This window comes from Arthrobacter sp. Y3225116, assembly GCF_059091245.1.
This window is the reverse complement of the sequence record NZ_JBNHGL010000285.1, coordinates 1-3,199: the sequence shown is the minus strand read 5'-3', so window position 1 is coordinate 3,199 and position 3,199 is coordinate 1. Positions and strand designations below refer to the sequence as shown.

Here is a 3,199-nt window from a genome sequence, read left to right as displayed (position 1 = left end):
GGCGACAGTGCAGGGCGGGCGGTGCGGGACGCGGCAGCAACGGGCATGCGGCCACGCTAGAAGCATCCGGCCCGCACTGTCGGCGGGGTACGCTCACCTGTGGATCCGGCGCCGCCGCCGCTTCGCGGTGTAGGAGCGGCCGCCGGCGTCCGCTGCGGCTAGCTGGCTGCTGCCGCCGGAGCCGGGGCGGCGGCAGGCTTGGAGGCTTCGGAGGCGGCGGGCTTCGCCGACTCGGAAGAGGCGGCTGATCCGGTGCCGGCCGACCCCGAGGCGGCAGCGGGAACGGAGCCTGCCGTGGAAGAGTCGCGCGAATCTGTGCGGTAGAAGCCCGAGCCCTTGAAGACGACCCCGACGCTGTTGAATTTCTTGCGCAGGTTGCCGCCGCATTCGGGGCAGACGGTCAGCGATTCATCGCTGAAGGACTGCTGGATGTCGAAGGCATGGGCGCAGTCTTTGCAGGCGTAGGCGTACGTGGGCACAGTAATTCCTCCTGAAAAAAACTTGGCAGGAGCAGGAAGCGCCCGGCCAGGCGTTGGCACTCACCCGCTCAGAGTGCCAATTCTACACCGTCCGCCGGGGGAACCACGTCCAGCCGTCGGGCGACACGGCGCCGTCCAGCGGCGCGTCGAGCGCGGTGAACTCGAAGGCTCCCGCCGCCACCACCTCGTCGGCGTAGAAAACACCGACAAACCTCGGGCGGTCGTCGCCGTCGCCGAGCGACGCCAGGAACCGGTCGTAATAACCGCCGCCCTGGCCCATCCGATTGCCCTCGGAGTCCACGGCCAGCCCGGGCACGAGCACCAGCGGCAAACCGGCCATGATCTCCGCTCCAAAACGTTCACCGACGGGCTCGTCGATCCAGGCCCGGGGGCTGCGGACCAGCTCCACGCCGCTGAACCAGCGTGCCCACCTGAGCCGGTAGTCCGGTTCGCAGATCGGGACCACCACCTGGTAGCCGGCCTCCTCAAGGGCCGGCAGCAGCATGCGCGTGGACGGTTCGGAACCGACGGACAGGTAGGCCGGCACGATGGTCCCGGCCGGGACGTTCAGCCGCCGGAGACCGTCCACCACCTGCTGCGCCAGGGCGGTCCCGGCCCTGATCTGCTCTTCCTCGGGGCGTGCCCGGCGGCGGGCCCGGAAGAATGCGCGGGCGGTTTCCTTGTCCATGCCGGTCTGCATCTCCATGGCCGACATCGTAGTTGCTTCCCCCCGGATCGGCTTGCTTCGCACCTTCGTTCGGTAGTCTGAACCCATGACGTCTCATCGCACGGTACGCAAAGCTGTCATTCCGGCCGCTGGTTTGGGAACCCGTTTCCTGCCCGCCACCAAGGCCATGCCCAAGGAAATGCTCCCCGTCGTGGACAAGCCGGCCATCCAGTACGTGGTCGAGGAAGCCGTGCGCGCAGACTTGAGCGACGTCCTGGTCATCACCGGCCGCAACAAGCGCCCGCTGGAAGACCACTTCGACCGCGTGCCCAACCTCGAGCAGATCCTGGAGGAGAAGGGCGATCTGGAGAAGCTCGCCGCCGTGCAGGCCGCCTCGGAGCTGGCCGACATCCACTACCTGCGCCAGGGGGATCCGCTGGGCCTCGGCCACGCAGTCCTGCGGGCACGCCAGCACGTGGGCGACGAACCGTTTGCCGTGCTGCTCGGCGACGACCTGATCGACGAACAGGACGACCTGTTGACCCAGATGATCGAGGTCCAGCGACAGACCGGCGGCTCCGTGGTCGCCCTGATGGAGGTGGACCCCGCCCAGATCAGCGCCTACGGCTGCGCGGACGTGACCCCGATGGGCGACGGCGGCTACGTGCGGATCAACGAACTGGTGGAGAAGCCTTCGCCGGACGAGGCCCCGTCCAATCTCGCGGTCATCGGCCGCTACGTCCTGCACCCGTCCGTCTTCGACGTGCTGGAGGACACCAAGCCCGGCCGCGGCGGCGAAATCCAGTTGACCGACGCGCTCGAAGCCCTGGCCGGCCGCGAGGGCGAAGGCGGCGGCGTTTACGGCGTGGTCTTTTCCGGGCGCCGGTACGACACCGGCGACAAGCTCAGCTATCTCAAGGCCGTCGTGACCATCGCCTCCGAACGTGAAGACATCGGCACGGAACTGCGGACCTGGCTGAAGAGTTTCATCGACGGCTCGGGCGACTGAGCCCCGTCGCGACCGCAAAGAACTTCACATGGGGTACGGGCCGGCCATCTGGCCAGCGACGCTGGCATGCGGGGACTTGTCGCTGCGCCCGATCCGGTACCGGGATCGGAGCGAGTGGACGGCCGTGCGGCGCCGCAACGCCCGCTGGCTGGAACCGTGGGAGGCCACGAATCCGGCTCCGGACGGGTATCTGCCCTCGTTCTCGGAGATGGTCCGCTCGCTCAAGCACCAGGCGCGCCTGGCCACGGCCCTGCCCTGGATCATCACCGAATTGCAGGAGGGGAGGCCCCGGCCGGCGCTGGTCGGGCAGCTGACTGTCTCCAGCATCGTCTGGGGCTCCGCGATGTCGGCCACTTTGGGGTACTGGGTGGATGAGGCGCGAGCCGGCCGCGGGATAGCGCCCACGGCGGTGGCCATGGCGACCGACCATTGCTTCCAAACGCTCGGGCTCCACCGGATGGAGATCAACATCAGGCCGGAGAACCGCGCGAGCCTGCGCGTCGTGGAGAAGCTCGGCTTTCGAGACGAAGGACTGCGTCCGCGGTACCTGCATATCAACGGGGCCTGGGCAGACCACCGCAGCTTCGCGCTCACTGCCGAGGAGGTTCCCGGCGGCCTGCTGGACCGCTGGCTGGAGCACGGCGACGTCGGACCGACGCCGTAGTCGGGCCGGCACCGAAGTCTGCCCGACACCATAAGGCAGCGCCGCGCGGAATCGTTATCCGACACACCGTGATGAATGCCGCGTACGGCATGCTTGAGCTTCTACGGTTTTGAGAGTGGACATTCAGAGCTCTGTGATCTTGGCGGTCATCGTTGGGCTGTGGTTTGTCTGGGTAGGACCGTACGTGCTCCGCGGAGCATTCCGTCCCGCGATGGCTGAACCGGCGCCGGGACACGCAACACCACTAGTTTCAGTACCCGCAACCGCCTCGGGCGGCAACCAGGGGATCATTAGACTGATGCCATGAGCACCGCGAACGAGATGCCTTCGACGACGCAGTTGCCTGTGGCCGATTGCTGGAAATTGTTCCGCAGCGCCGA

General features: G+C 67.6%; 4 protein-coding genes. 2 read left to right on the top strand and 2 right to left on the bottom strand.

Annotated features, from left to right (window positions below; translation table 11 throughout):
- Positions 1–158 precede the first annotated feature (158 nt).
- Positions 159–479, bottom strand: a complete 321-nt coding sequence (locus tag AC5RV2_RS16185) for an FmdB family zinc ribbon protein (RefSeq protein ID WP_494093181.1) — start codon at positions 477–479, stop codon at positions 159–161.
- 82 nt (positions 480–561) lie between these two features.
- Positions 562–1,185 (bottom strand): 5-formyltetrahydrofolate cyclo-ligase, encoded by a 624-nt coding sequence (locus AC5RV2_RS16180; protein ID WP_494093180.1) that lies wholly within the window; start codon positions 1,183–1,185, stop codon positions 562–564.
- A gap of 67 nt (positions 1,186–1,252) precedes the next feature.
- Here AC5RV2_RS16180 and galU point away from each other — a divergent pair, with 67 nt between their 5' ends.
- Together galU and AC5RV2_RS16170 are read left to right on the top strand one after the other, a co-directional pair.
- A complete protein-coding gene (galU, locus tag AC5RV2_RS16175) occupies positions 1,253–2,155 on the top strand; it encodes a UTP--glucose-1-phosphate uridylyltransferase GalU (protein WP_494093179.1) in 903 nt (300 codons plus the stop codon).
- 28 nt (positions 2,156–2,183) lie between these two features.
- Positions 2,184–2,819, top strand: a complete 636-nt coding sequence (locus tag AC5RV2_RS16170; RefSeq protein ID WP_494000381.1) for a GNAT family N-acetyltransferase — start codon at positions 2,184–2,186, stop codon at positions 2,817–2,819.
- Positions 2,820–3,199 lie beyond the last annotated feature (380 nt).

Excerpts from the sequence above, each read along its gene's own strand:
- galU (WP_494093179.1), top strand. The coding sequence starts at position 1,253 with ATGACGTCTCATCGCACGGTACGCAAAGCTGTCATTCCGGCCGCTGGT.
- AC5RV2_RS16170 (WP_494000381.1), top strand. The coding sequence starts at position 2,184 with ATGGGGTACGGGCCGGCCATCTGGCCAGCGACGCTGGCATGCGGGGAC.
- AC5RV2_RS16180 (WP_494093180.1), bottom strand. The coding sequence starts at position 1,185 with ATGGAGATGCAGACCGGCATGGACAAGGAAACCGCCCGCGCATTCTTC.